The organism is Oceanicella sp. SM1341, assembly GCF_003448965.1.
In the GTDB taxonomy this organism is placed as follows: domain Bacteria; phylum Pseudomonadota; class Alphaproteobacteria; order Rhodobacterales; family Rhodobacteraceae; genus Paroceanicella.
Genome location: NZ_QRGC01000005.1, coordinates 1 through 23,300, shown reverse-complemented (window position 1 = coordinate 23,300; position 23,300 = coordinate 1). Strand labels below are relative to the sequence as shown.

Annotated in this window: 28 protein-coding genes and 1 tRNA gene; 6 read left to right on the top strand and 23 right to left on the bottom strand. The window is 67.9% G+C overall.

All coding sequences use genetic code 11. The annotated features are described in order from the left end of the window. Positions 1 to 14: 14 nt before the first annotated feature. The 3 genes from D3P35_RS06560 to argB form a co-directional block, all read right to left on the bottom strand. Positions 15 to 707 (bottom strand): YafY family protein, encoded by a 693-nt coding sequence (locus D3P35_RS06560; RefSeq protein WP_232830408.1) that lies wholly within the window; start codon positions 705 to 707, stop codon positions 15 to 17. Further along, a complete protein-coding gene (locus D3P35_RS26710; RefSeq protein WP_232830407.1) occupies positions 704 to 1,024 on the bottom strand; it encodes a hypothetical protein in 321 nt (106 codons plus the stop codon). The genes D3P35_RS06560 and D3P35_RS26710 overlap by 4 nt, the downstream gene beginning before the upstream one ends. A 92-nt stretch (positions 1,025 to 1,116) precedes the next feature. Next, positions 1,117 to 2,019 carry an acetylglutamate kinase gene (argB, locus tag D3P35_RS06555; RefSeq protein WP_232830406.1) on the bottom strand — a complete coding sequence of 301 codons (903 nt, stop codon included), beginning with the start codon at positions 2,017 to 2,019 and terminating at the stop codon, positions 1,117 to 1,119. Between the two features lie 176 nt (positions 2,020 to 2,195). Between argB and D3P35_RS06550 the strand changes: the two genes are divergently transcribed. Beyond that, positions 2,196 to 3,029: a sulfite oxidase heme-binding subunit YedZ gene (locus tag D3P35_RS06550; protein ID WP_118133743.1), complete on the top strand. Its 834-nt coding sequence runs from the start codon at positions 2,196 to 2,198 to the stop codon at positions 3,027 to 3,029. Positions 3,030 to 3,042: 13 nt separating this feature from the next. Here D3P35_RS06550 and yihA read toward each other — a convergent pair whose 3' ends face one another. From yihA to rpmH, 7 genes are all read right to left on the bottom strand, one after another. Beyond that, complete coding sequence (yihA, locus tag D3P35_RS06545) at positions 3,043 to 3,705, bottom strand: ribosome biogenesis GTP-binding protein YihA/YsxC (RefSeq protein WP_118133741.1); 663 nt, start codon at positions 3,703 to 3,705, stop codon at positions 3,043 to 3,045. 10 nt (positions 3,706 to 3,715) lie between these two features. Further along, positions 3,716 to 4,474 carry an MOSC domain-containing protein gene (locus D3P35_RS06540; RefSeq protein ID WP_118133739.1) on the bottom strand — a complete coding sequence of 253 codons (759 nt, stop codon included), beginning with the start codon at positions 4,472 to 4,474 and terminating at the stop codon, positions 3,716 to 3,718. Between the two features lies 1 nt (position 4,475). After that, positions 4,476 to 6,269 (bottom strand): membrane protein insertase YidC, encoded by a 1,794-nt coding sequence (yidC, locus tag D3P35_RS06535; protein ID WP_118133737.1) that lies wholly within the window; start codon positions 6,267 to 6,269, stop codon positions 4,476 to 4,478. Positions 6,270 to 6,397: 128 nt separating this feature from the next. After that, a complete protein-coding gene (gene ttcA / locus D3P35_RS06530; protein WP_118133735.1) occupies positions 6,398 to 7,240 on the bottom strand; it encodes a tRNA 2-thiocytidine(32) synthetase TtcA in 843 nt (280 codons plus the stop codon). 55 nt (positions 7,241 to 7,295) lie between these two features. Then, a complete protein-coding gene (yidD, locus tag D3P35_RS06525) occupies positions 7,296 to 7,517 on the bottom strand; it encodes a membrane protein insertion efficiency factor YidD (protein ID WP_118133733.1) in 222 nt (73 codons plus the stop codon). 74 nt (positions 7,518 to 7,591) lie between these two features. Further along, a complete protein-coding gene (gene rnpA / locus D3P35_RS06520) occupies positions 7,592 to 8,041 on the bottom strand; it encodes a ribonuclease P protein component (RefSeq protein ID WP_118133731.1) in 450 nt (149 codons plus the stop codon). 23 nt (positions 8,042 to 8,064) lie between these two features. After that, positions 8,065 to 8,199, bottom strand: a complete 135-nt coding sequence (rpmH, locus tag D3P35_RS06515) for a 50S ribosomal protein L34 (protein ID WP_118133729.1) — start codon at positions 8,197 to 8,199, stop codon at positions 8,065 to 8,067. 234 nt (positions 8,200 to 8,433) lie between these two features. Here rpmH and D3P35_RS06510 point away from each other — a divergent pair, with 234 nt between their 5' ends. From D3P35_RS06510 to D3P35_RS06500, 3 genes are all read left to right on the top strand, one after another. Next, on the top strand, positions 8,434 to 8,937 hold the full coding sequence (locus D3P35_RS06510) for a hypothetical protein (protein ID WP_118133727.1): 504 nt from the start codon (positions 8,434 to 8,436) through the stop codon (positions 8,935 to 8,937). Between the two features lie 168 nt (positions 8,938 to 9,105). Further along, positions 9,106 to 10,500 (top strand): sensor histidine kinase, encoded by a 1,395-nt coding sequence (locus tag D3P35_RS06505; protein WP_370030393.1) that lies wholly within the window; start codon positions 9,106 to 9,108, stop codon positions 10,498 to 10,500. Positions 10,501 to 10,511: 11 nt separating this feature from the next. After that, positions 10,512 to 10,588: transfer RNA gene (locus tag D3P35_RS06500), tRNA-Arg, on the top strand. A 15-nt stretch (positions 10,589 to 10,603) separates the two neighbouring features. Here the strand turns inward: D3P35_RS06500 and D3P35_RS06495 are convergent. From D3P35_RS06495 to D3P35_RS06460, 8 genes are all read right to left on the bottom strand, one after another. Beyond that, positions 10,604 to 11,701, bottom strand: coding sequence for a tyrosine-type recombinase/integrase (locus D3P35_RS06495; protein ID WP_118133723.1), 1,098 nt, complete (start codon positions 11,699 to 11,701; stop codon positions 10,604 to 10,606). Further along, positions 11,688 to 11,876: a hypothetical protein gene (locus tag D3P35_RS06490; RefSeq protein WP_118133721.1), complete on the bottom strand. Its 189-nt coding sequence runs from the start codon at positions 11,874 to 11,876 to the stop codon at positions 11,688 to 11,690. Before D3P35_RS06490 ends, D3P35_RS06495 begins: the two co-directional genes overlap by 14 nt. Continuing rightward, on the bottom strand, positions 11,876 to 13,075 hold the full coding sequence (locus D3P35_RS06485) for a phage portal protein (RefSeq protein ID WP_118133719.1): 1,200 nt from the start codon (positions 13,073 to 13,075) through the stop codon (positions 11,876 to 11,878). Before D3P35_RS06485 ends, D3P35_RS06490 begins: the two co-directional genes overlap by 1 nt. Beyond that, positions 13,063 to 13,605 (bottom strand): HK97 family phage prohead protease, encoded by a 543-nt coding sequence (locus tag D3P35_RS06480; protein WP_118133717.1) that lies wholly within the window; start codon positions 13,603 to 13,605, stop codon positions 13,063 to 13,065. Before D3P35_RS06480 ends, D3P35_RS06485 begins: the two co-directional genes overlap by 13 nt. Continuing rightward, positions 13,602 to 13,874, bottom strand: coding sequence for a head-tail connector protein (locus D3P35_RS06475; RefSeq protein ID WP_118133715.1), 273 nt, complete (start codon positions 13,872 to 13,874; stop codon positions 13,602 to 13,604). The genes D3P35_RS06480 and D3P35_RS06475 overlap by 4 nt, the downstream gene beginning before the upstream one ends. Continuing rightward, positions 13,874 to 15,103, bottom strand: coding sequence for a phage major capsid protein (locus tag D3P35_RS06470; RefSeq protein WP_157982054.1), 1,230 nt, complete (start codon positions 15,101 to 15,103; stop codon positions 13,874 to 13,876). Before D3P35_RS06470 ends, D3P35_RS06475 begins: the two co-directional genes overlap by 1 nt. A gap of 92 nt (positions 15,104 to 15,195) precedes the next feature. Beyond that, on the bottom strand, positions 15,196 to 15,717 hold the full coding sequence (locus D3P35_RS06465) for a hypothetical protein (protein ID WP_157982053.1): 522 nt from the start codon (positions 15,715 to 15,717) through the stop codon (positions 15,196 to 15,198). 157 nt (positions 15,718 to 15,874) lie between these two features. Further along, positions 15,875 to 16,261 carry a hypothetical protein gene (locus D3P35_RS06460; RefSeq protein WP_118133709.1) on the bottom strand — a complete coding sequence of 129 codons (387 nt, stop codon included), beginning with the start codon at positions 16,259 to 16,261 and terminating at the stop codon, positions 15,875 to 15,877. Positions 16,262 to 16,287: 26 nt separating this feature from the next. Between D3P35_RS06460 and D3P35_RS06455 the strand changes: the two genes are divergently transcribed. Further along, positions 16,288 to 16,566, top strand: coding sequence for a helix-turn-helix domain-containing protein (locus tag D3P35_RS06455; protein WP_232830405.1), 279 nt, complete (start codon positions 16,288 to 16,290; stop codon positions 16,564 to 16,566). A 480-nt stretch (positions 16,567 to 17,046) separates the two neighbouring features. On the opposite strand, the gene D3P35_RS06450 is transcribed toward D3P35_RS06455, so the two are convergent. The 4 genes from D3P35_RS06450 to D3P35_RS26065 form a co-directional block, all read right to left on the bottom strand. Next, the gene (locus D3P35_RS06450) at positions 17,047 to 18,708 is read right to left on the bottom strand and encodes a terminase large subunit (protein WP_118133705.1); all 1,662 of its coding nucleotides are present in this window, start codon (positions 18,706 to 18,708) and stop codon (positions 17,047 to 17,049) included. A gap of 68 nt (positions 18,709 to 18,776) precedes the next feature. Next, a complete protein-coding gene (locus D3P35_RS06445) occupies positions 18,777 to 19,124 on the bottom strand; it encodes an HNH endonuclease (protein ID WP_118133703.1) in 348 nt (115 codons plus the stop codon). A gap of 408 nt (positions 19,125 to 19,532) precedes the next feature. Further along, positions 19,533 to 19,802, bottom strand: a complete 270-nt coding sequence (locus D3P35_RS06440) for a hypothetical protein (protein ID WP_232830404.1) — start codon at positions 19,800 to 19,802, stop codon at positions 19,533 to 19,535. After that, a complete protein-coding gene (locus D3P35_RS26065; protein ID WP_157982052.1) occupies positions 19,792 to 20,067 on the bottom strand; it encodes a hypothetical protein in 276 nt (91 codons plus the stop codon). The genes D3P35_RS06440 and D3P35_RS26065 overlap by 11 nt, the downstream gene beginning before the upstream one ends. Before the next feature lie 484 nt (positions 20,068 to 20,551). On the opposite strand from D3P35_RS26065, the gene D3P35_RS06435 reads away from it, so the two are divergent. Continuing rightward, entirely contained in the window at positions 20,552 to 21,754 is a 1,203-nt protein-coding gene (locus D3P35_RS06435; RefSeq protein ID WP_198670495.1) for a hypothetical protein, read from the top strand. 34 nt (positions 21,755 to 21,788) lie between these two features. Here D3P35_RS06435 and D3P35_RS06430 read toward each other — a convergent pair whose 3' ends face one another. Beyond that, the gene (locus D3P35_RS06430; protein ID WP_118133701.1) at positions 21,789 to 23,135 is read right to left on the bottom strand and encodes a PepSY domain-containing protein; all 1,347 of its coding nucleotides are present in this window, start codon (positions 23,133 to 23,135) and stop codon (positions 21,789 to 21,791) included. Positions 23,136 to 23,300 lie beyond the last annotated feature (165 nt).

Sequence of the window (23,300 nt, the reverse complement as noted above, 5' to 3'; positions counted from 1 at the left end):
CCGGTCAACCCCGCTCAGGCGGGGTCGTGCGGCACGGTGGCGAGGTAGCCCGCGAGGCTGCGGTCCTCCCGGTCGGGAAAGCAGTCTCCGGTGGGCTCGAGGCTCAGCAGCCGGTCGAAGCGGAAGGTGCGGTAATCGTCGCGCAGCTCGCACCAGGCGGCGAGGGTCCAGACGCCGTTCCAGCCGATGAGGCCGAGCGGCCAGATCACCCGCAGGCTGTCGGTGCCGTCGAGGGCGCGGTAGTGGCAGGCGAGGCGCAGCCGGGCCTCGCAGGCGGCGCGCAGGCGCTGGTGGCGGGCGCGGGCGGCATCGTCGCGCGGCAGGAGCGGCACGCGGTAGGGCTGGCGGTCGGCCGCGGTGCGGGCCCTGTCGTCGAGGATGGCGCGGATCTTGGCCTCGGCGGAGGCCGCGGCGGCGCCGAGCCCGGGGTCGGTGAAGGCGCGCACCATCCGCCCGCCCACCAGCAGCGCCAGAACCTCGTCGCGGGTGAACATCACCGGCGGCAGGTCGTAGCCGGGGGCGAGCCGGTAGCCCACCCCCGCCGCCCCGTCGATCGGCACGCCGGAGGCCATCAGGTCGGCGATGTCGCGGTAGATGGTGCGCTCGGAGACCTCCAGCGCCGTGGCGAGCTGCGCGGCGGTGACGGCGAGCCGCCGGCCGCGCAGCTCCTGCACGAGGCGGAACAGCCGGTCCGCCCGCCGGCTCACGCGGGGGCCATGGCCCGGTAGAGGGCGGTCTGCAGCTCGGGCATGCGGGCGCGCTCGAGGCTGGCGCGGTCGACAAGGTCGACATAGGTGCGGTTGGGTGCGTGATCGAAGAACACCGCGTCGGAGGCGGCGGCGGAGGCCTCGTCGGTCCAGAACACGAGTTCGTGGTAGAGCCCGTCCGCATCGCGCGCGAGGCTGCGATAGACGAAGCCCGGCCGGTCGCGGAACCATTCGGCCGTGGCGGCCGAGGCCTCGAGCAGGGCCTCCTCGCTCACGTCGGCGCGGCGGCGGTAGGTGAAGCTGGCGATGATGCCCATCGGTGTCTCCCTTCAGGTCCGGGCCGCCGACTGCCGGCGGCCTCGGGGAGGACAATGGGCACCCCCTCCTGACAGCATCCTGTCAGGAGGGATCAGGGCCGGATCAGGCTGCCCGCGCCATGCTCGGTGAACAGCTCGAGCAGGCAGGCATGCGGCGCCCGGCCGTCGAGGATCACCACCGCGCCCACGCCGGCGTCGATCGCCTTCAGCGCGGTCTCGGTCTTGGGGATCATGCCGCCGCGGATCACGCCGTCGGTGGTGAGGGAGGCGACATCGGCGCGGGTGAGCTGGGTGATCACCTCGCCCTCGGCGTTCTTCACGCCCGAGACATCGGTGAGCAGCAGCAGGCGCTCGGCCTTGATGCCGCCGGCGATGGCGCCGGCCATCGTGTCGCCGTTCACGTTGAAGGTCTCGCCGTTGCGGCCCGCGGCCACCGGGGCGATGACGGGGATGAAATCGCTCGCCATGAAGGTGCGCAGCACTTCCGGATGCGTCTCCACCGGCTCGCCGACGAGGCCGAGGTCGAGCACCTTCTCTATGTTGCTGTCGGGGTCCTTCACGGTCTTCATCGCCTTCTCGCAGATCACGAGATTGGCGTCCTTGCCGGAGAGGCCCACGGCCTTGCCGCCCTGGGCGTTGATCGCCTGCACGATGCGCTTGTTGATGCGGCCGGAGAGCACCATCTCGACCACCTCGACGGTGGCCTCGTCGGTCACGCGCAGCCCGTTCACGAACTCGGACTGGATGGCGAGGCGCTTGAGCATCTCGCCGATCTGCGGGCCGCCGCCATGCACGATGATCGGGTGCAGGTTGCACTGCTTCATCAGCACGATGTCGCGGGCGAAGGCTGCCATGGCCTCGTCGTCGCCCATCGCGTGGCCGCCCATCTTGATGACCACGGTCGCCCCGTCGTAGCGCTGCAGGTAGGGCAGGGCTTCGCTCAGGGTGCGGGCTGTGGCGATCCAGTCGCGTTTCATGGCAGCGGATTTCTCCATTCTCGGGTCTCCGGGGGTGGCAGGATCGGACCGCTTTTAAACACAGTCGCGCCCCGAGGCCAGTTCTTTGGCGCGGGCGCCTCTCACCCGGGCTGCCGCAGAAGTGAAGCGCTGAAACATCCATTTGCCCGCCGATCGCATAGATTAGGCAGGAGAGCCGCAGGGAAGGAGCCCGCATGGACACGCCATGGACAGACCGCGCCGGGAGATTTTCCTGGATCCGCAGCATCGCCTTTGCCGGGGCGCTGGCGCCGGCGCTGTGGATCGGCTGGCGGGCACTGAACGCCGACCTGGGCCCGCGGCCACTGGAGGAGGTGATCCATTTCACCGGGCTCTGGACCATCCGCTTCCTGCTCATCACGCTCGCCATCACGCCGCTGCGCCGGCTGGGCCTGCCGCGGCTGGTGATCGCGCGGCGCATGCTGGGGCTCACGGCGATGTTCTACGTGCTGGCGCATCTTGCCATCTACGCGGTCGACACCGGCAGCCTCGCGCGCACGGTGAGCGAGATCGTGCAGCGCTGGTATCTCGTGGTGGGGTTCGTGGCGCTGGCCGGGCTGGTGGCGCTGGGGGTCACCTCCACCGATTCGGCCATCCGCCGGCTGGGGCGCAACTGGCAGCGGCTGCACCGGGCGGTCTACCTCATCGCGGTGCTGGGGCTGCTGCATTTCTTCATGCAGTCGAAGCTCGACGTGACCGAGCCCGTGCTGATGGCCGGGCTCTTCGTGCTGATGATGGCGGCGCGGGGGGCGCAGGCGCGCGGCCTGTCGCTGGCCTCGCCGCTGGTCTGGGCCGGGATCGGGGTGGTCTCGGGGCTTGCCACCGCCGGGCTGGAGGCGGGCTGGTATGCGGTGGCCACCAATGCGCCGGCCTCGGCCGTTCTGGCGGCAAACCTGCAGTTCGACTACTCGATCCGCCCGGCGTGGTATGTGCTTGCCACCGGCGTGGCACTCGCGCTCTGGGCCGGGGCGCGGCGGCTGCGCCAGGGCCTGCTCAGCCCGGCGGGCTGAGGGGCAGGGAGGGTCAGCCCTGCTGGCTCAGCGTGTAGATCGCGCCGCGCAGGGTGGCGAGGCCGTCGCCCTTCTCCGAGGAGGTGAGGATGATCTCGGGGAAGGCGGTGGGGTGCTGCTTCAGCGCCTCGGCAGTCTGGGCGATGGTGCGCTCCAGCTCGGCGCGGCCGGGCTTGTCGGCCTTGGTCATCACGCACTGGAAGGAGACGGCGGCCCGGTCGAGCAGCTTCATGATGTCGTGGTCGACCTGCTTCACCCCGTGGCGGCTGTCGATCAGCACATAGGCGCGGCGCAGGGTCTGGCGGCCGGCGAGATAGGCCTTGAGCAGGTCCTGCCACTTCTGCACCACCTTCACCGGCGCCTCGGCATAGCCGTAGCCGGGCAGGTCGACCATGTACATCGTGCCGCCGGCGAGATCGAAGAAGTTGATCTCCTGCGTGCGGCCGGGGGTGTTGGAGGCGCGTGCGAGGCCCTTGCGCCCGGTCAGCGCGTTGATCAGCGATGACTTGCCCACGTTCGAGCGCCCGGCGAAGCAGATCTCCAGCCGGTCGGCATCGGGCAGGCCCGACATCGCCACCACGCCCTTCACGAAGTCGCATTCGCCGGCGAAGAGCTTGCGCCCCGCCTCGGCGGTGGCGGCGTCGGGGGCTTCGGCGAGGGTGAAGACCTGTTCCATGCGGTGCCTCTCAGACGCGCTTGAGCGTGTCGCCGCGGCGCACGAGCCCGGGCTCGATCACCTCGGCATAGACGCCGAACTGGGTGTGGCCCCAGGTGTCACGCAGCACCTTGAGGGTGTCGACATCCACCTCGCCGGTCTCCGGGTTGGCGGTGGTGGCCGAGCAGCGGCCCACCCGCTCGGCCACGCGCAGCCGCGCGCCGCCGAGGGTGAACTGGTGGCCCACCCACTCGAACTCCTCCCAGGGCAGGGTGCCCTCGAACCACAGGTTCATGCGGAAGCGCAGCGGCGACAGCCGGTGGCGCGCCGCGTGGGAGAGCGCGTGCAGGGTGGCGACGCTGCCCAGCGAGATCGAGGGGAAGTCGGTGTCGGTCATGCCGCGGCCCGGCGCGCGGGCGATGGCGGCGGGCGCTGCCCGGCCCTCGGGCACCAGCGGCTTCATCCATTCCACGATCGCGGCCGCGCCTTCGGCCGTGTCCGGCTTCGCGGTGAGGTCGCGGCGGTGGGGGTGGGAGAAGGTGACCGTCTCGCCGTCCTCCGCCAGCGCTGCGGTGACGGCGATGAGCTGCGGGGCCTTCGCCGCCCGGGCGAAGTTCGCGCAATGCACCCAGGCGGGGGCGGCGGGGTCGAACTTCGAGGCCTCGTGGGCCACGGCCCAGACCCGGTCGCCCGGCATGGTCTGCCCCGCCTCGAGGCGCACCTCGTCGAGGGCCTCGACACCGAGGCTCTTCACCGGGTGGCGGTAGATCGCGGCAAGGGCGGCGGCCATGTCAGGCGTCCTTCTTCTTGCGCTTGAAGCTGCGCTTCACGTTGCCGAACACGTCCACGTCGACCCCCTGCGAGCGCATGATGGCATATTGCTGGGCGAAGGTGAGGATGTTGTTCGCGCACCAGTAGATCACCAGGCCCGAGGCGAAGGAGCCGAGCATGAACATGAACACCCAGGGCATCCAGGCGAAGATCATCGCCTGGGTGGCGTCGGCCGGCGCCGGGTTCAGCTTCTGCTGCAGCCACATGGTGACACCCATCAGGATGGGGAACACGCCGATGGAGAGCAGGGCGAACATCGAGCCCGCTTCCGGCACGCCCCAGGGCAGCAGGCCGAAGAGGTTGAGGATCGAGGTCGGGTCCGGGGCGGAGAGGTCGTGGATCCACCAGATGAAGGGCGCGTGGCGCATCTCGAGCGTCACGGTGAGCACCTTGTAGAGCGAGAAGAACACCGGGATCTGCAGCAGGATCGGCAGGCAGCCCGCGGCGGGGTTCACCTTCTCCTTCTTGTAGAGCGCCATCATCTCCTGCTGGAGCTTCATCCGGTCGTCCCCGGCGCGCTTCTTCAGCGCCTCCATCTCGGGCTGGAGCTTCTTCATCTTCGACATCGAGACGTAGGACTTGTAGGCCAGCGGGAAGAGCACCGCCTTGATCAGGCAGGTGAGCAGGATGATCGACCAGCCCATGTTGCCGATGTGGCCCTGCAGCCAGTGCAGCACCTCGAAGATCGGCTTGGTGAGGAAGTAGAACCAGCCCCAGTCCACCGCGTCGTCGAACTGCGGGATGTTGAGCGTGTCGCGGTAGTGCTGGAGGGTCTTGACCTCCTTCGCGCCGGCAAAGAGCCGGGTGGTGACGGAGGCGGTCTCGCCGGCGGCCACGTCGACCGCGGGCAGGCGCACCTCGGTCTGGTGCTCGGGCGTCTGGCCCACGGTGCCGTAGCGGTAGAAGGCCTCGAAGGGCTGGCCGAATTCCGGCACCATCGCGGCCATGAAGTACTTGCCGGTGAGGCCGATCCAGCCGGTCTCGGTCACGTCGATCTTCTCGAAGCGCGCGCCGTTCGGCCCCACGCCCTCGAAGTCCTCCATGTCCTCCCAGCCGGGGTAGGTGAGCGTGCCGTCGGCCGCGCCGATGCCGCCCTCGTGCACCAGGCGGTTATGCGCGTCCGGCGGGGTGCCGCGGCGCGCCACGTAGCCGTAGGGGATCAGCGAGACGGAAGCGTCGGTGGTGTTCTCCACCGTCTGCTCGATGGTGAACATGTAGCGGTCGTCGAGCGAGATCACCCGGCGGAAGGTGAGGCCGTCGCCGTTGTCCCAGGAAAGGGTCACCGGGCTGTCGGGGGTGAGCGTGTCGGCGCCTTCCACCTGCCAGGGCGTGTTGGGGTTGGGCGTCGGCGTGTCGGAGCCGGGAGCAACCAGCCAGCCGTAGGTGGCGAAGTAAGGCTCGGCGCTGCCGGTGGGCGAGAACAGCACCACCGTGTCGGAGCCGGGCTCGATGGTTTCCTTGAAGGCGTTGAGGTGCAGGTCGTCGATGCGCCCGCCCTTCACCGAGATCGAGCCGGTGAGCAGCGGGCTTTCCACCTTGATGCGCTGCGTCTGGCCCAGGGCCTCGGCGCGCTCGGCCACGGGGTCCTGCGGCAGGGTGGGGGCCTGGGGCTCCTGCGCCTCCCGCTGCTCGGCGGTCTGCTCGGCCGGGGTCGGCTCCTGCGGCGGCTCGGGCGGGAAGATGGCGTACCAGCCGATGAAAACCACGAGACTCAGCGCAATGGCGAGGATCATGTTCCTGTTCTGGTTGTCCATCGGGGGCTCCGGCTCGAAATGGGTCTGGAAAGTCCGCCCGGTTTGAACAGTCTGGGGCCGACAACGTCAAGGGGAATTGGGGCGCGGGGCCCTGCGGTACAAGCGCCGCGGCCCGCCGGCCGGCGCGGTTATTCTGCCGGCGGCGGAGGGGTGTCGCGCATCAGCGCGGCGAAGTCGAACAGCGCGGGGTCGGGCAGGTGGCTCGGCCGGGCGTTCATCAGGGCGCGGAACATCACCTGGCGGCGGCCAGGGCTGTTGCGCTCCCAGCCGTCGAGCATCTGCTTGACCTGGGCGCGCTGCAGGCCCTCCTGGCTGCCGCAGAGGTCGCAGGGGATGATCGGGTAGTTCATCGCCTTCGAGAACTTCTCGCAATCCGCCTCCGAGACGAAGGCGAGCGGGCGGTAGACGAAGAGGTCCTTCTCCTCGTTCAGCAGCTTGGGCGGCATGGTGGCCAGCCGCCCGCCGTGGAACAGGTTCATGAAGAAGGTCTCGAGGATGTCGTCACGGTGATGGCCCAGCACCACGGCCGAGCAGCCCTCCTCCCGCGCGATGCGGTAGAGATGGCCGCGGCGCAGGCGCGAGCACAGCGCGCAGAAGGTCTTGGTGGAGGGGATCTTGTCGGTGACGATGGAATAGGTGTCCTGGTACTCGATCCGGTGCTTCACGCCCATGCGCTCGAGAAACTCGGGCAGCACGGTGGCGGGGAAGTTCGGCTGGCCCTGGTCGAGGTTGCAGGCGAGGATCTCCACCGGCAGCAGCCCGCGCCACTGCAGCTCGGTGAGTGCCGCGAGCAGGGTGTAGCTGTCCTTGCCGCCGGAGAGGCAGACGAGCCAGCGCGCGCCCCGTTCCACCATGTGAAACGCGTCCAGCGCCTCGCGGGTCTGGCGCACGATGCGCTTGCGCAGCTTGCGGAACTCCGTGCTGTCCGGGGCGCCGTGGAAGAGCGGGTGGATGTCGGATGTGTCGAGCATGGCGGTTGATACCGTGGAGCCGGCGCCTGCGGCAAGGGCTGTTGTGGATAAGTCGTCAGTCCGGCACGTTGTCGATGCCCGAGCCGCCGAACGGGTGGCAGCGCAGCAGCCGGCGCAGCGTGAGCCAGGCGCCGCGCAGGGCGCCGTGGCGCTCCAGCGCCTCCAGCGCGTATTCCGAGCAGGTGGGCGTGTAGCGGCAGTTCATCCCCACCCAGGGCGAGAACACCAGCCGGTAGGCGCGCACCGGCAGCGCGAGCAGCCGGGCGCCGAGGCTCATGCGCGCGGCGCAGCCACAGCCCGGGGCATGGCCACGCCGTGCACTGCCACGCCGTGCACTGCCACGGGGCGCGCTCATTTGCGCTTCGCGTGGAGTTTCGCGATGGCGGTGCGGAAATCCTCGGCCAGCGTCTCGAAGGGGCGGACGGCGGTGGCCTCGCGGCGGCCGATCAGCACGTAGTCCCAGCCGGCGTGGCCGATGCCGGAGAGGTTGAGCCGCGCCACCTCGCGCAGCCGGCGCTTCGCCCGGTTGCGCGCCACGGCGTTGCCCACCTTCTTGGAACAGGTGAAGCCCACGCGGATGCCCTCCGCCTCACCCGGCGCGCGGCGGCGCGCCTGCACGATCATGCCGGGCATGGCCTGGCGGCGCGCCTTCGATGCCGCCACGAAATCGCGCCGCTTCAGCAGCGTCGAGACCCGGGGCGGGGCGTCGGGCGCAGGCGTGTCGGGCGGGCAAAACGAAACCGCCGGGGCGGCTTCGGCCCCGGGGTTTCCCTCGGCCGATCCCGTTCCCGGCGGTGTCATCGTCTCGAACCTGTCTCGCCGCCTCAGGCGGAGAGCTTCTTCCGGCCCTGGGCGCGGCGACGGTTCAGGATCTGACGGCCGTTCTTGGTGGCCATGCGCGCCCGGAAGCCGTGGCGGCGGGCGCGAACGAGCTTGCTCGGCTGGTAAGTGCGCTTCATTGGTTTCGCTCCTGCTTCGTGTCGTCCCGACCGAAGCCGGGCGGGGCGCGCGCGCATCTGTCTCGCACGGGGGCCCCGGTCATTCCGAGCGGCTTCCATAGAGGCAAGCGCCCGGCCTGTCAATTCCGGATCGGGGCAGGGGCGCCGGTTCGCGCGATGCCGGGGCCGGAATCGTTCGGGAAACCGTGCGACAGAACACTTCCGTTAATCATAGCCGTGCTAGGCTGCAGAATTATGACAGCCAGGCTCATCCTCACCCTCCTGCTGATCGCGCTCTGCTCCGCCCGCCCGGCGGGGGCGGTGGAGGGCGGATTCGGCACCGGTCCGGGGCCGGAGCTGCGCGCCCTGTGCCGCCACTACGAGAACCGTGCCCGCTTCCTCCCGCGCGAGGGCGAGGCGGCGCTGGTGGTGATTCTCGCCGAGAGCTGCGCCGGTGCCCTGCGCATCCTCGACCGCGGGCCGCTGCCGGGGCCCGCCGGCCCCGCCGCCCGGGCGTCGAGCCGCGCCTATCTCGCGCGGCTCGGGGCGTTCAGGAGCCTGATCACCGGCATCAACACCCGCCGCTTCCTCTCGGCGCAGACCGGCGTGCGGTCGATGCGCGCATCGCGGCCGGTTTCGGCCACCGGGGAATATCTCATCGCCCGGCGCTTCGGGCTGATCTCGGCCTACAGGGACTGGCTGCGCGACACCCCGGACTATGCCGGCCCGGTGCTGCACGAGGCCGCCGCGCCGCGCTAGCGGCAGGGGTCCGGCCGGGGCGCTGCTATTGTCGTCCCGCCTGGCAAGCCCTACTTTTGCGTGAACACGGCGTGTTACGCGCGAACAGGCACAGGCCCCATGCTTCTCAATACCCTCTCCGGGCGTCTCATTCTCCTGACGACACTGTTCGTCCTCCTGGCGGAGGTCATGATTCTGGTGCCCGCGGTGTCGCGCTTCCGGGTTGAATACCTGCGCGAGCACCTGGAACGGGCGCAGATCGCCTCGCTCGCGCTGCTCGCCACGCCCGACGACATGGTCGAACCCGATCTCGAGGCCGAGCTGCTCGACAACGCCGGCGTGCTCAACATCGTGCTGCAGCGCGACCAGCGCCGCGAGCTGGTGCTGTCCTCGCCCTTCTCCGGCGCGGTGGACGAGACCTTCGACCTGCGCGAGGCGAGCGAATTCACCCTGCTCAGCGACGCGGTGCGCTGCCTGCTCGCGCCTCCCGGCCGCATCATCCGGGTGATCGGCCCGCCGGTGAAGGGCGGCGGCATGGTCATCGAGGTCACGCTGCCCGAGGACCCGCTGCGCGCCGAGCTCATCGCCCACGGCCAGGGGATCGCGGCGCTCTCGCTCGCCATCTCCACCGTGGCCGCCGTGCTGCTGTTCCTCGCGCTGCGCCGCTTCATCACCCGGCCCATCCAGCGCGTGGCGCACAACATGTCGCGCTTCCAGGAGGCGCCGGAGGACCCGCGCCGCATCATCCGCCCCTCCTCGCGCATGCGCGAGCTCTCGGAGGCCGAGCACGCGCTGCAGGACATGCAGGCGCGGCTCAACTCGGCGCTGAAGCAGAAGGAGCGGCTGGCCCAGCTCGGCGGCGCCGTGGCGCGAATCAGCCACGACCTGCGCAACATGCTCACCACCGCCCAGCTTCTGGTCGACCGCATCGACATGAGCCGCGACCCCAGGGTGAAGCGCGTGGCGCCCAAGCTGGTGGCCTCGCTCGACCGGGCGATCAACCTGTGCGAGCGCACGCTCGACTTCGGCCGCACCGAGGAGCCGCCGCCCGAGCCGCGCCGCGTGCTGCTGCGCCCCTTCGTCGACGACATCGGCGAGGGCGAGCTGCTGGGCGCGCAGAATTCCGGCATCTGCCTGCGCAACGATGTGCCCGAGGGGCTGGTCTGCGAGGCCGACCCCGACCAGCTCTTCCGCGTGCTGGGCAACCTGATGCGCAACGCGCGCGAGGCGCTGGAGAACGTCGCGGGCGGCGGCATCATCTGCGTCAGCGCCGTTGCGGTGGAGGGGGGCGTGGAGGTGATCGTGGCCGACGACGGCCCGGGCCTGCCCACCTCGGCGCTGGAGAATCTCTTCCAGCCCTTCCGCGGTTCGGGCCGCCGGGGCGGCAGCGGGCTGGGCCTCGCCATCGCGGCCGAGCTGGTGCGCGGCCACGGCGGCCGTCTCGAGCTGCTCGACACCTCCACCGAGGGCACGCGTTTCCGCATCTACCTGCCCGGTGCGCACGCGCTTCCGGGGGAGGGAGAAAAAACTGTCACCTCCCCGCGAAATTCGCTCTTGCATACCCCCGAGTCGCCCGATAGATAACGCCGCACAGCGCACCCGTAGCTCAGCTGGATAGAGCACCAGACTACGAATCTGGGGGTCGGGCGTTCGAATCGCTCCGGGTGCACCATTTACCACCTTGCAATCACTCCTCTTTTTTCCAGACCGCCTCGGCGGTCAGGGGGGTGGTTTGCAACGGGTTTGCAAAACCCGTTGCCTGAGCGTTCTCCCAAGCCAGCATCGCCGCATCACTGAGCCGCTGCGTCCTCGCGCTGTAGCGTTCAAGGATCGTGAGCACCGACTTGAAGGTGTGGCCGGTCACCGAAGCAATCTGCTGCGGCGTGAGGCCGGCTTCGTTCATCGTGGTCACCGCCGTGCCGCGCAGGTCATGAAAATGCAGCTCGGTGATTCCCGCCGCGCGGGCGTGCTCGCGCCATGCCTTCGAAAGCGCTTTGTCGTTCTTCTCGGTGAACCACGGGCGGCCATCAGGCCGGGTGAGGATGAAGGGGCCGCGCTTCGGCATGCCGTCGAGCATGGCGCGCAGCGTGGGCAGGCAGCGCACATTGACGCGGGCGCCCGTCTTGCGCTGGCGCAGGGTGATGGCGTTGCCGTCATAGTCGGCCCAGCGGAGGCGGATCAGGTCGCCGTAGCGCTGGCCGGTGCAGATGGCGAGCACCAGCGCCTGTTGCAGCTCTGCGGGCGCGTCCTTCATGAAGCCGGTCACGTCCCGCTCGGTCCAGACGAATTCGGCCCGGTCGGCCCGGTGAAGGCGCTCCAAGCCCACAATCGGGTTGTCGCGCAGCTCGCCCCGGGAGATTGCGTAGTTGAAGACGACCTGGAGCAGGGTCATCCGATTGTCGGCCTCGCGCGGGTGCTCTCTGCCGATCTCCTCGTGATAGTCGAGGAAGATCCGGCGCACCTTGGGTGACGCGAGGGCGGCAATCGGCATCGTGCCGAAGCGATCTTCCAGCTTCGTCAGGATGCGGCGGTATTCCTTCTGGGTGCTCGTCGCCAGCCGCTCGAACTTGAGGCTCAGCGAGTAGCTGCGGATCAGGGCTGCGATGGTGCCTGCATCCTTCGGCCGCGCCTTCTCCGCCTCGGCGTAGGCGAGCAGGAACTCGCGGGAATTCGGGTCCGAGGGCAGGGGGGTGCCGGAGGCTCGATGGTAGTAGTAGCGGCGCACGGTGCCATCCGAGAGCCGCTTCTTCACCGTGTTGACGCCCTTCAGCTTAGCGCGGGGCATTCGACTTCTCCCAGACGGCCAAGGCGCGATCTGCCGCACTTTCGGCAGCTTCCGCCGTCATGACTTGAATGCTTCCATCCGGCTCGATGCGGTATCCGGCGACGTTAAGCCCCACGTCGTGGGCAACCTTGAGGGCGCGCTTGATATCGGCTTGGGTGAAATGGGCCTTCGCCATCACTCGCCCTCCACCTGGCCGACGGCCTGCATATTGAGGGGCGACAGGAACTCGTCGCCACCATCGATCTCGGGGAGGTTCTCCATCCTCCGGATTTCGTTCGCGGAAAGCCATCCCCCATCCCGGCCGACGCGGTAGGCGCTGTAGCGGGCTGCGAGGTCACCACGGAGCAAGCCGGCAAGATCGTGCTCCACGAAGAACACCTTGCGGCTCTCGGCGGTGAGGAGGGCCATGTTCATGGCCTGCTCGATCCGCTTCGCCATCGGCGCGAGGCACCGCTGCACGAGAGCCCGGCTCTCCTCTCCGATGTTGCTGTAGGTCGCGTTATCGGTGATGCCGGCCGCGCTCGGCGGAACTCCATAGACGCGGCAGATATCGAGGGCCGTCAGCTTCCGGCTTTCGAGGAACTCCGCATCCTTCGAGCTGAAGGCGAAGGGCTTCCAATCGGCGCCGCCGTCCAGAACCATGATGCCGCTGGTGCTGTCGTTCCGCTCGATCTTCTGGCGCAGCTTGTCCAGAACCTCCACCTTCTGTGTCGGATTGATCGACTGCGCGAACACCACGGCGCCCTCCGGCCGGAAGCCCTTCGCGGCCTGCTTGGCGGCCGTGTCGCCCTGGGTGAGTGCGAGATTGAAGGTCTCCCTCCCGATCTGGATCGGGGACAGTCCCATAACCCCGTCGCGAGCGAGGCGGTAGCGGATGTGCAGTATCTCATCCTGCAGGAACACCTTCGCGGGCGCGCCGGCCTCGGTGTAGCGAAGTCGGCCGTTGCGCAGGCGCTCCACTGAGATGCTCGCCGCATCGATCCGGCGGAGGCCGACTACCTGGCCGCGCCCGTTGCGGATGATCTCCGCGTAGGCGTTGCCGGCCAGAAGCACATCGAGCACAAGGGCCAGCCTGAAGTCGAAGGCCGTCTGCATCTCGTTCGGCATGTCGTGCAGCACGGGGTAGGTGGGGTGATCGGCGGCGCGATCACGCCCGCCCTTTTCGTCCCGGCGATAGACGTGCAGCGGCACGCCGGCGAGCAATTCACCGATCAGCATGACACACCGATGCGCCACCGCGATGCCGGAGGCTCGGGTCGGGTCCACGAAGCTGAGGGCGCCGCCGCCCTGGCCGAAGAACTCGGCCAAGTAGGGATCGGACAGCGAGGTTGTGGCGCGCGTCTCGCGGCCGAGAAAGCGACTCAGGAGCCCCATTTCATCGCCTCCATGATGCGGATGGTGCGGGCGGCGTAGGACAGCCCCGGTCCCGCGCAATGGCGGCCTCGCGCCTGCACCAGCGTGTCCGGATAGGCGGGCCAAGCCGCGACAACGGAGATTTCGAACAGATCGACGGCACGAAGTTCGCGGCGGTCGCCGTCCCGGTGCTCGTCTCGTGCGGTGAAGCCGAAGCTCATGCCGCCGAGGTCACCGCGCTCGGCCAAGGCGAGCACGTCCCGGCCGGACTGCGTGTCGGGAAGGTCGATCCTGAAGGCAAGCCCTCGGCTGTCCTCGCTGAGCGCGAGGCTTCCCGAGCGCGTGCGGCCGAGGATGCGGGTCGGATCGTGGTCCACAAGGGCCAGCACGTCCCGCCCGGACGTGAGCGAGCCGGCGAAGGCGCCGGGTGCGATGGTCTCGGTCCAAGCGTCAGCAATGCGCGCCTCGCTATTGAACACGGCAGCATAGCCTTCGAGCCGGCGGCCGTTGGCACGCAGCTCGGCGGGAAGGGAGCGGCGTTCCTGGCTCACAGCATGATCTCCCTGTAGGGAGCAATCAGCCTGAAGAATGCCGGGGAAAGTCTGCTTGCTTCGTCGTTCATGACCCCTCGCCCCTCGTAGAAGTGAGAAACGAGCATCAACCCCGCCTGTTTGAGCGGGGCTGGAACGGGCTCGGTGGTAACGTCCACTCCGATCGAGGCGAGGTGCTGCACCGCCGCCTCGATCATGTCCGCGATTTCCGCGTCATCGTCAGCGAAGTCCATGCGGATGTACTGCTTCGCCTCGATCAGGGTGATCATCAGTTCACCTCGGCCCAGCGGAAGCCTTCCTTGTGGCGAACGACAACGTCGGCGTCGAGGAAGGCATGCAGAAGCGCGCCGCCGTTGGAGGCCACGTCGGCGTGGTACGGGTTCACGAGGATATCCACGCCCGACCAGTAGCCCACGTAGAGGCTGGCCCACTCGCCGTAGATCAGCGGGTAGGCAAGCGGGTCGGGCGAGGTCGCCGGCACCTGCGTGGACGCCTCGACGCGCTGGTTGTGGAACAGCTCAGCGAGGGGGATGACGTGGCCGTCGCCATCCTTGATCTTGCGCGCCTGGGCCAGCACGGAAGTGTGGGTGAGAAACGCGGTGGTGCCGGTCACGTCGTCCAGTTCCAGCGCCGCGATGAGATCGGCCGTCAGGTCCGAGGAGAGCGAGGCCGCGGTGAGGGATGCCACATCGGCGTCGGCGAGGATGCCGACGGGCTCGTTGGCCCCGCCTCCCATGATGGCGGCGGCGTCGAGCCGCTGCGAGAGCAGGTAGCCGAGATCGGCGCGCAGGAGCGGCTCAAGCGCCGTCTGGCTCTGCAACATCATCCGGCGCGAGATGGCATATTCGGCGCTCACCGTCTTCGGCGTCATGCCCACCTTGGCGAACTTCACGTCGCTGCGGGTGGCGTCGGCGCGCTCGGCCACGAAGCCGGCACTACCGCTCTCGGTCAGCCGGGGGAGGTCGAGGTTGCCGGTCAGCCCGCGCAGCACCGTGGCGCCCATGCTCTCCACCTTGAGCGCGGCGCGGCGGCGGTCGGTCAGCGAGCCGAGCTGGGTGGCGATGAGATTGGATCCGGGGCCATCGGCCGGGGTGGTGGTGGAGAGGTCGCGGCGCTCGAACAGCACTTCGGTGGGCACCATGACGCCCCGCGTCTCGCTCCGGTCCCGCGACAGCTCGCGGTGCATTTCGGCTTCGAGGCCCGAGAGCCGACCGTTCATGCCCTCGGTGAGCGCCTTGGCGACGGAGTAGCCGCGCAGCTCGCGCCCGATCGGCCCGCTCACCTGCTCGCCGCGCTCCTCGAGGCGCTCGAACTCGGCCAGTTTCTCGGCATCGGTGATCCGAGTGGAAAGGCCGCGCACCTCGCTTTCGAGGGTGTCGAAGCGGGTGCGCTCGCTAGTGTCGAGGTCGCGGTTGGCGGACTGCGCCGCCTCGCTCAGGCTGCGCATTTCGGCAACCTTTGATGCGCGCTGCTCGCGCATCGTGTTAAGGGAATGCATCTGCGATTCTCCGTTTGGGGTTTGCAGGTCGAGGCTGGGGCGGGTGAGGTTTGGCGACATTGGCCGCCCCGGCCGGTTTTATGTTGTGGGTCCTACGCCTCGTGGATCGCGACCATCAGCGGGAGAAGGTCTCCCGCGCCGAGCGAGCGCGCCACGCGGATACCTTGATGGGCGGAAATCCCTTCATAGGCCCTGTTCAATTCCTCGCGGGTCGCGGCCGACAGGGTGAAGACGAGGCGCGGCGTGAGATCGCTGTTACCCTTAAGCAGTTCGATCTCGGCCGTCATGTTGTGCGGCCGCAGCTCCACCGAAGCCACGCGATCACTCAACCCGCTGGCCTCGGCCGAGAAGTATGCTTCCAGCGTCTCGTCGAGACTGGGCCAATAGTCGGCGTCGGGCGCGATGATCGACTGGGGGACATTAGACTGTTCAGGGTCGCACGTCAGTGCCCCGAAGGCCGAAACCGTCTCAACCGCCCGGCCGGGACGGTCGGAGCCGAGCAAGGCGATGGTCATCCGCCCCGCGTCGCGTGCGGTCATGTCAGGAGCGTTGACACCGCGTGCCCCCGTGGTGAGCAGCCCCGCCTCCTTAAGGAAGCGAGCGACCGTTTTCACGGTCTTCTCCTCGACGCGGTACGTGTCGGCAATGCACTGGATGAAAGGTCCGCTCTTCATGATGCCAAATGCATATGATTCAGATAGGTGCCTGTCAAGCCTTATTGCGCAATGTACACTAAGTGTATTTCGGTACATTGGAGGCCCCTGAGGGCGATCACCTCATTTCCGCCAGTCGTCGCGCAGTCATTTCGGCGCAGGCGACTAGGGTCAGAGGATGGCAATCCGGGCCATAGCCGAAATCCACGAACGCTGGGAAGCACTCCCGAAAGAACACGAGCTGGGCAACAAGGCCCCTCGCAGTGGCTGCCGGCCTCGTGGAAATGAGTTGCTCGGCAACGCACATCTCGCTGTAGAGCGCTTCGGCCTCGACGCTGTCCTCATCAAGTCCGGGGGCATTGATAGCGTCCCGTGCCTCGCGCCAGCGGGCGAGATATAGAGGGTGCGGATCCTTGCGCTGCGCCGCCTGGAGGGTGAGGGGGATGGCTGATGGCAGAGCGAGTGCGGGCGCGCCGAGAACGGCGCGACGAGTGATGTTCAGCATGGTGATTGTCCCTGTAGATTGGTATAGTGTCCAAATACCATCCAAAATGGGACTACGTCAATGCAAATTTGGACATTGTACAAATGAAGCCTGCTCAGCTTCGCATGGCCCGCGCTGCGACGCGCCTATCCGTTCGCGATCTCGCAGAGCTTTCCGGTGTCACAGCGAACACGATCAGTCGGATCGAGAACGGCTCCGACGCTAAGCAATCGACGCTCGACAGGCTCCGCGCGACGCTAGAAAAAGCAGGAGTCGAGTTCATCCCTGAAAACGGTGGAGGGATCGGAGTTAGGTTGAAGGAATGAAGAGAAGTGAAAAGCTTAAGCATCTTGAGTCAGACTTGGAGAAGCTTGAGAAATCTCAGGAAGAGCAGAGAAAGACGTATCTAAAATATTCACGAGAAAATTATGATAATATTGATGAATCTACCCTTGTAGAATATTCGCGTCGGCGTTTAGTTACATGGGAGGCTATTCAGAGAAGAAGCACGGAAATACTAGTAGAGAAAATAAAACTCCATGGGCTTCACTTTCCGAGCTCGTATACAAGGCCTGAGTACTGGAATTCGCATGAAGAGACAGGTATGGCCACCTTTCTCACGGATGCCGGCTATGAGAGGGCCCGCGAAATTCTCTCAGAGGCGGAGCATAGATATCAAATTGAGAGAATTTCACGTATATCAATATGGATATCGTGTGTTTCGATGATTATTGTTGTTTTTTCAGTATTTATTTCGCCATTAATTGAGTCTTTTGTGAATGAAAAGTATCCAACGAACGTTGTTGTTAGAGGAGTTCCAGAAGGCACGCCGGTAGGGCGCATTCTGCCGGCCTCCCCGCTGCAGCTAAAGCCATCGCCAATGCCACCATTCCGTCAATACGACCAGTGCTCTTATGCTTGGCTAATTTCCGGTTGCCCGCCGCGTCTCTCTCAATGACGGCATTCGCCGCGCACATGGTCAGGATCGGGTTGCCGCCGTGGCGCAGCCGGCCCTCGGCGACCAGCCGTTCCAGCATGTCGATGGCCGGGGCCATGTCCTTGAAGCCCTGGCCGAACTCCTTCAGCGGCAGGTCGGCGCCCACGGCGTTCAGCTCGCGCTTCAGATCCTCGATGCGCCAGCGGTCATAGGCGAGCCCCTGAAGGTCGAACTCTGCGGCCGCCTCGGCAATGTCATGGGCGACGAAGGACGGATCGACCGTCGCGCCGGGGATGGTCGTGAGCCACCCTTGCCGCTCCCACACATCGTAGGGCACGCGGTCGGCCTCCGACTTGTCGCGCAGGCCGGCCTCGGGCAGGTAGAAGCGGGGCACCACGTCGAAGCTTCCATCGTCCTGGGGGAACACCAGCACGAAGGCGGTGAGGTCGCGGGAGGCCGAGAGGTCGAGCCCGCCGAAGCACGGGCGGCCGGCGAGCGCGGCGAGGTCCGGCTCACCGCCGTTCGCATCCCACTCCGCCTTCGCCAGAAACCGGACGTGGGCCGAGACGCGCTGATTCAGGATCAGGTTCCGGAAGCTGTGCTCCGCGCTCGGCATCCGCTGCGCCTGGGCGGCCTGCCGCTGCACGTCGGAGCGGCTGCGGAAGTCACCAAGAGCCGGGTTCGCCTTTGCCCATGTCTCCGGGTCCCACGGATCGTCCGTGTCGGATGCGCCGTAGAAGGTCAGGTGGAACGCGGGGTCTTCGATCTCCCCGGCGTTCACCTTCATGCCGTAGTCCACCAGCTCGGACATGACGGCATGGTCATCGGCCGCCTGAGTGCTGATGACTGTCATCAGCGGCTCATCGCGTGCGCCCATTGCCGTGTCCAGCGCCTCGTAGAGGTCGCGCTTCGGCGCCTGGCCCAGCTCGTCGTAGACGATGAAGCTGGGCGAGAGGCCGTGCTTGCCGGCGGCATCGGCGGAGAGGGCGGCGAAGATCGAGCCCTTGCCAGCGCCGGCCAGCACCTCGATCTCCTTGCGAAACTTGGTGACGTTCACCCGGTTGTCGAGCTCGGGCAGGTTGTCGAGGATCGCGGCGATTTCGTTGAAGGTCTTGCCCGACTGGAAGCGGTCGTTGGCGGCGGCATACACCTCGCCCCGCTGCTCCGCCTCAGGCCCCATGAGATGGCAGAGAGCCAGCCCGGCGACGATCTGGGTCTTGCCGTTCTTCCTCGGCATCGAGAGCACCGCGGTGCGCACCGTGCGCTCGCCGTTCTCGTCCTCGGCGTAGACGGCTTCGAGGAAGCGCCGCTGCCACGGGCGCACCCGGAGTTTCTGGCCGGCAAGCGCGCCCTGGGTGATCGGGAGGAACTCGAGGAAGGCCACAACCCGATCAACACGCGACAAGCCGGGTGCTTCCCACGGCATTGCGCGGGACATGGGCGGCCGTCCCTGAGGGTTGAAGAGGTCCGGAGCGCCTCCTTCAATGAGGCTCAGGTTCTTTGGCTTTGCACCGATGCCGCGTTGTCCCATGTGCTCAATCTCCTGATTTCATTTGGTTATTAAGTAAACGTGCAGTGGTGTCATCGGTCAGGGGGCCGCTAACGCCCGTCCTTTGAGGCCCCCCGGGGGCGCGCGGCGTGCCAGACGTCGAACGGATCAATCGGATTGCCGTCAGCATCAAAGCCTTTGAAGCGGCGACGAAACTGCTTGCCACCCTGCCGGTCAAACGCCGCCGACTTTTCGTTGTGGCAGCGTTCGCAGAGAGACAACAATCCGTCCAGCGAGGGGAAGGGGCTGCCACCTTGGCGCACGGGCACGAAGTGATCGACGGCAACGGCTTCTTCGACAAGGCCACGCCGCTCGCAGATCTCACAGAGAGGTCTAGCTGAAAGCTTGGTATTGCGGAGCTTTGCCCATTTGCTCGTGTTGTAGGGCCATGCAGCCATCAGGAACGCCCCCGGGGCTCGGGTTGTCGTTGGCAAAGCTCGCGCACGATGTCTCCGAGCTTCCTCCAATTCGTCAGCGCTTCTTCGTTCATGTGGTCCTCTGTCTCTCTGCTCAATGGTGAGGTTCGGAGCGAAGGGCATAGGGTGACCAGCCCGAGGAAAATCCTCAGGTTGGTCCCTAGCCCTTCGCGTGAAGATCTGCTCAACGGAGCCGGTCCATCGCTTTGGGCGCCCGAGGTCGTGTGACCCCGCCTCGGGCTTGCTCGCTACTTGAGACGCCGGGTCTGGCGCCTGATCCCCCGCTTCGAGCTTTCGGGCTGCGGTTGGCCTATGGGATCGCCCCGTGGCAGGCCTTAGTGCTGTGTCGAACGCCACCGTCTGAACCGTCCAATCGACACAGGTTCGCGGTCAGGCGTGGTTGAAACGCCCTCCTTCGTCTGTGCTTTCGTCATCGATCAGGCTCGCGTCCTCGTCGGTCAGCATCTCGGAGACCATCCTCCGCATGATGCGTTCCTGCTTGGGGGACGGGTGCCACGTGGTGCGCTTCCCATGCCGGAGCATGGAGCGGGCGAAGTTGCGCTCCCATTCGTTGTCGGACCGGCCAGCAACAGACCGCATGTAGTACAACAGCTCATCAAGGGAGTGGCCGCCTGGCCCCTGCAACATCTCATGACGCATTGCGCAGTCCTCCCCCGAAGCGCTTGAGGAAAGAGCGGCGGTCGCTTGAGGGCAGACAGTGCCAACAGGCGACCATCACGTGTTTCAATTCATCCAGCGGTGTGCTCTCCGCCCACGTTTTCGCGGTCTCGCGCGAGGTCATAAACGGCGGCACTTCTTCATTTTCCGGCAGCTCGAAGTGCCGCAGGAGCGACGTGAAAGCCGCTTCCTGTTCGATGGCTGTCAGCTGGTTGAATGCGCGGGTGAAGTTGAGGACGCGCGTCACGCTTGCGGGGGGAGGGGCGAAGCGATTAGAATCCGCGTGGAGCGCTTGCTTCGAAGTGTGATTTCGGGCCGATCCTGTTGCCGCAGGGTCGGCCTTTTCGTTCTCGTCCGGCCGCGATCCAGTTTGCGGCTCAAAAATATGCCCTTGATCCGCAAGGGAAAATTTTCCGGCGGTTTGCCGGCCTTTCCCTGCAATATCAGTGACTTCACACTGCCTACGAATCTGGGGGTCGGGCGTTCGAATCGCTCCGGGTGCACCATTTACCCTTCCGCCGTGAAACGGCCCGCCAGGCGGGCCATTATCCGCCCCTCCGGGCGGGGTTTCCGGCGGCTGCGGGTATCCTCCGTATCGAAATGATCGGCACCGCGCGCGCCGGGCGCCGGGTGACTCGCGAGCCCGGGGCATTGCATCGGGCCGGGCCGGAGACGTAAGCACGTCGCAAGTGGCCCGCGCGGCGCGGGCCGGCACTCCGGAGACCCCAGACTTGAGCGATACACTCCTGATTCTCGGCGCCACCCTGCTGGGGGTCGCCGGGCTCTGGTGGCTGCACCGCCGCGGCGGGCGGGGCTGGCGCGCCACGGTCACGCCGCTCGCCTCCATCATCGGCAGCGGCTTCCTCGTGCTCGGCCCGGTGCTCGACGCCTCCTACGGTGCCTGGGCACCGCTCGCGATGCTGGCGCTCTGCGCCGTGGCCTGGGCCTTCGGCAGTGCCATCCGCTACAACATCGGCGTGATCGAGGCGGGCGAGGACGCCCGTGGCCGGCCGGAGACCGCGCTCGAAACCGCCTCCTCCTGGGCGCTCGCCTTCGCCTATTTCATCTCCGTCGCCTACTACCTCAACCTCTTCGGCGCCTTCGGGGTAAGCCTGACGCCCTACGACACCGCCTTCGCGGCCCGGGTGCTCACCAGCGCGATGCTGCTCCTCATCCTCGTCGTGGGCTGGACGCGGGGCTTCGCCGCGCTGGAGCGGGTGGAGCAGGTGACGGTGAGCCTCAAGCTCGCCATCATCGCCGGGCTGCTGGCGGGGCTGGCGCTGCATTTCGGCCGCAGCGCGTCGGCGGGCAGCCTCGTGTTCCTCGCCCCCGAGCGCACCGGCTGGCAGGCGGTGGCGCTGCTCTTCGGGCTGATCGTGACCGTGCAGGGCTTCGAGACCTCGCGCTACCTCGGCGCGGCCTACGACGCGCGCACCCGCATCCGCTCCATGCGCTGGTCGCAGCTGCTCGCGACGGCGATCTACGTGGTCTACATCTGCCTGATCTCCTACGTCTTCGAGCGCTCGGACCTGCGCCTCGAGGAGACCGCGATCATCGACATGATGGAGGTGGTGGCCCCGGTGCTGCCGCTGATGCTGGTGGCCGCGGCGCTGGCCGCCCAGCTCAGCGCCGCGGTGGCCGACACCTCCGGCTCCGGCGGGCTCATCGCCGAGCTCTCGGCCGGGCGCATCGGCCCGCGCAGCGGCTACGCCCTGCTGGTGGGTGTGGGGCTGGCGCTCACCTGGATGGCGGATGTCTTCGAGATCATCGCCTACGCCTCGCGGGCCTTCGCGCTCTACTACGCGCTGCAGTCGGCGGTGGCGCTGGCGGGGGCGCGGCGGCGCGGGGCCTGGCCGGCGGTGCAGGCGGGCTTCGCCGGGCTCGCGGTGCTGGGCCTGCTCATCGTGGTCTTCGGCGTGGCCGTGGAGGGCTGAGCGCACCCGCCGGCGAGGGCGGGTGCGCCGGCGGTCAGGCGGCGGTGGCGGCGGGGCGCCCGGCCACGAACAGCCGGTCGAGCAGCATCAGCGCCACCAGAACCGCGCCGGTGAGCGGAAAGATCGCCCCGCCTGCCAGCAGGATGGCGAAGAGCCCGGCGAGCGCCCGGCCGTCCGCCCTGCAGGGCGGGATGCCGAGCCGGCCGGCCGGCCGGCGCTTCCACCACATCACCGCCGCTGTCACCGCGAGCCCGACGATGGCGAGGCAGGCGGCGAGCATCACCAGCCTGTTCGTGAGCCCGTATTGCTGGCCCATGTGCACGTTGATGCCCCATTCGAGGGCCCGGCCCAGCGGCCCGTAATCGGCGTAGCTCATGTCGAGCAGCGCGGTGCCGGAGTAGCGGTCGAGGTGGATCACCCGCTGGGCGGAGAGGTCGTCGGGATAGACCGAGCCGGTGTAGACCCCCTCGGGTGTCGCGGGCAGCGCGAGCGTGTAGCCGGCCGCCATGCCGCGCGCGTGCAGGATCTCCGCCGCGCGGTCGATGCCGATATCCGCGCCGGAGGCCGGGCCCGAGAGCGGCACCCGCGCCTGCCCGAGCGACCAGGTGGCGGGCGAGACCGCGTCGAGCGCGGTGTCCGACATCGGCACCTGCACACGCAGGCCGGCGGGGTAGCCGAAGTTCTGCCCGTTGGCGAGTTCGTTCACCTTCGCTCCCCAGATGCCCGACCAGGGCATGCCGGTGATCGCGAGGAACAGGATGAAGCCGCCCGCGCCGAGGCCCAGCACCGCGTGCAGGTCGCGCCAGAACACCCGTCGCCCCGGCGTGCCGCGCACGCTGACCACGCCGCCGCCCTGGCCGCGCGGCCACCACAGGAAGACGCCGGTGGCCACGAGCAGGATGCACATGCCGCCGGTGATCTCGATCAGCGCGCGCCCCCAGGGGCCGGCGATCTTCAGGCTGTGCAGGTTGCGCACGGTCCAGCTCAGGGTGCCGCGGTAGGGCAGGCTGCCCAGCACCGCGCCGGTGGCGGGGTCGAGGTAGACGGCGGTGAGCGTGCCGTCGGCCGCGCGGATGTCCAGCTCGGCGGAATGGTCGGGGGCGGCGGGGCTCACGTATTTCGTCGCCGTGCCGGGCACGGCCTGCAGGGCGGCATCGCGCAGCGCGGAGGGCGGCAGGGCCGACTCGGCGCTCACCGGGGCGACGCGCATCAGGTCGCGGTGGACGATGGCGTCGATCTCCTCCCGGAAGAGGTAGAGCGCGCCGGTGACGGCGAGCAGCACCATGAAGGGCAGCACGAGCAGTCCGGCATAGAAATGCCAGCGCCAGACGGCCTGGTAGAGCGGCCGGGCCGCCGGCGGGGTGGGGGGCTGGGGGGTCATGTTCGGTGACTTTCGATCGGCTGCACGCGCGGCGGAGCGGCGCCGGGGCCGGGCGGATCCGGCCCCCGGGCGCCGTGCCGGGCGGGCATGAAACTGCGGTGGGTCAGGCTGGGGCGCCGCGGCCGCGGCTCAGGCGCGCGGGGGCGGCGGCCCGCGCGGTGCCGG

Bases quoted from the DNA above. Each gene is read 5' to 3' on its own strand.
- D3P35_RS06510 (WP_118133727.1), top strand. From the start codon at position 8,434: ATGACAGCCAGGCTCATCCTCACCCTCCTGCTGATCGCGCTCTGCTCC.
- D3P35_RS26710 (WP_232830407.1), bottom strand. From the start codon at position 1,024: ATGGGCATCATCGCCAGCTTCACCTACCGCCGCCGCGCCGACGTGAGC.
- argB (WP_232830406.1), bottom strand. From the start codon at position 2,019: ATGGAGAAATCCGCTGCCATGAAACGCGACTGGATCGCCACAGCCCGC.
- yihA (WP_118133741.1), bottom strand. From the start codon at position 3,705: ATGGAACAGGTCTTCACCCTCGCCGAAGCCCCCGACGCCGCCACCGCC.
- D3P35_RS06440 (WP_232830404.1), bottom strand. From the start codon at position 19,802: ATGCGTCATGAGATGTTGCAGGGGCCAGGCGGCCACTCCCTTGATGAG.
- D3P35_RS06485 (WP_118133719.1), bottom strand. From the start codon at position 13,075: ATGGGGCTCCTGAGTCGCTTTCTCGGCCGCGAGACGCGCGCCACAACC.
- D3P35_RS06495 (WP_118133723.1), bottom strand. From the start codon at position 11,701: ATGCCCCGCGCTAAGCTGAAGGGCGTCAACACGGTGAAGAAGCGGCTC.
- D3P35_RS06490 (WP_118133721.1), bottom strand. From the start codon at position 11,876: ATGGCGAAGGCCCATTTCACCCAAGCCGATATCAAGCGCGCCCTCAAG.
- D3P35_RS06450 (WP_118133705.1), bottom strand. From the start codon at position 18,708: ATGGGACAACGCGGCATCGGTGCAAAGCCAAAGAACCTGAGCCTCATT.
- D3P35_RS06445 (WP_118133703.1), bottom strand. From the start codon at position 19,124: ATGGCTGCATGGCCCTACAACACGAGCAAATGGGCAAAGCTCCGCAAT.
- D3P35_RS06505 (WP_370030393.1), top strand. From the start codon at position 9,106: ATGATTCTGGTGCCCGCGGTGTCGCGCTTCCGGGTTGAATACCTGCGC.
- rpmH (WP_118133729.1), bottom strand. From the start codon at position 8,199: ATGAAGCGCACTTACCAGCCGAGCAAGCTCGTTCGCGCCCGCCGCCAC.
- D3P35_RS06550 (WP_118133743.1), top strand. From the start codon at position 2,196: ATGGACACGCCATGGACAGACCGCGCCGGGAGATTTTCCTGGATCCGC.
- D3P35_RS06475 (WP_118133715.1), bottom strand. From the start codon at position 13,874: ATGATCACCCTGATCGAGGCGAAGCAGTACATCCGCATGGACTTCGCT.
- D3P35_RS06540 (WP_118133739.1), bottom strand. From the start codon at position 4,474: ATGGCCGCCGCCCTTGCCGCGATCTACCGCCACCCGGTGAAGAGCCTC.
- yidC (WP_118133737.1), bottom strand. From the start codon at position 6,269: ATGGACAACCAGAACAGGAACATGATCCTCGCCATTGCGCTGAGTCTC.
- ttcA (WP_118133735.1), bottom strand. From the start codon at position 7,240: ATGCTCGACACATCCGACATCCACCCGCTCTTCCACGGCGCCCCGGAC.
- rnpA (WP_118133731.1), bottom strand. From the start codon at position 8,041: ATGACACCGCCGGGAACGGGATCGGCCGAGGGAAACCCCGGGGCCGAA.
- D3P35_RS06460 (WP_118133709.1), bottom strand. From the start codon at position 16,261: ATGCTGAACATCACTCGTCGCGCCGTTCTCGGCGCGCCCGCACTCGCT.
- D3P35_RS06430 (WP_118133701.1), bottom strand. From the start codon at position 23,135: ATGACCCCCCAGCCCCCCACCCCGCCGGCGGCCCGGCCGCTCTACCAG.
- yidD (WP_118133733.1), bottom strand. From the start codon at position 7,517: ATGAGCCTCGGCGCCCGGCTGCTCGCGCTGCCGGTGCGCGCCTACCGG.
- D3P35_RS06470 (WP_157982054.1), bottom strand. From the start codon at position 15,103: ATGCATTCCCTTAACACGATGCGCGAGCAGCGCGCATCAAAGGTTGCC.